Source organism: Yeosuana aromativorans, from assembly GCF_014646655.1.
GTDB classification, from domain to species: Bacteria; Bacteroidota; Bacteroidia; order Flavobacteriales; family Flavobacteriaceae; genus Yeosuana; species Yeosuana aromativorans.
Map to the genome: position 1 here is coordinate 213,234 of NZ_BMNR01000002.1, position 698 is coordinate 213,931.

2 protein-coding genes are annotated in these 698 nt (G+C 42.0%); both read left to right on the top strand.

From position 1 onward, the window contains the following. On the top strand, positions 1 to 478 hold a 478-nt coding region (locus tag IEW94_RS16845; RefSeq protein ID WP_194446399.1), incomplete at its 5' end, for a DUF8464 domain-containing protein. Then, the coding region (locus tag IEW94_RS16880; RefSeq protein ID WP_229669444.1) for a hypothetical protein at positions 456 to 698 on the top strand (243 nt) is incomplete at its 3' end. The genes IEW94_RS16845 and IEW94_RS16880, both read left to right, overlap by 23 nt.

Here is a 698-nt window from a genome sequence, read left to right on the forward strand (position 1 = left end):
CCGGTACATTCCGATAACAGTGGCCAAACGGTATTGCAAAGAGGTTTGGTACCAGTATAAGGACAACCGGTTTTTTGCCATTGGACTGGAGAACATTAAGGGAGGCTGGGAACTGCGGAACAAGCTTTTCAAGAACGGTAGCAGCCCTAAATCCTATACCCATATCCAAAACAGCAGCAAGCAATTGACCATATTGGAGGGTATGTTTGATCTGCTGTCACTGGCCACTTTAGATGGCACTGAAATAAAGGCTTCTGATATCATTGTTTTGAATTCCATTGCATTTATAAAGGATATTGAAACGCATATAGGTAAATATGAATCAGTCCATCTCTATTTGGATAATGATAGCGCTGGACAACAAGCAACAAAGTATCTGATGGATAATTACAATCATGTAAAAGACCGAAGCAGCAGCTATAAAAACCATAAAGACCTAAACGATATGATCTGTCATGAACAAAGAAAGCAAATATGATTTTGAAACCCTCAATGAACGGAAACAGATACTAAAGATTCCTGCCGATGCACTTAAGCATTCGGACGCTATGGACCTGGACCTGGAAATGAGTTCTTCGGAAAATAGCATGGTCTTGGGCAGGAATTCGAGATGTGTGGCTGTGGCCACAATCTCGTCTGCTCCCGAAGGTCGCAGAGAAAAAAGAGTGTTTAAGGGGAGAGGGGATCTCGTTAAGTTT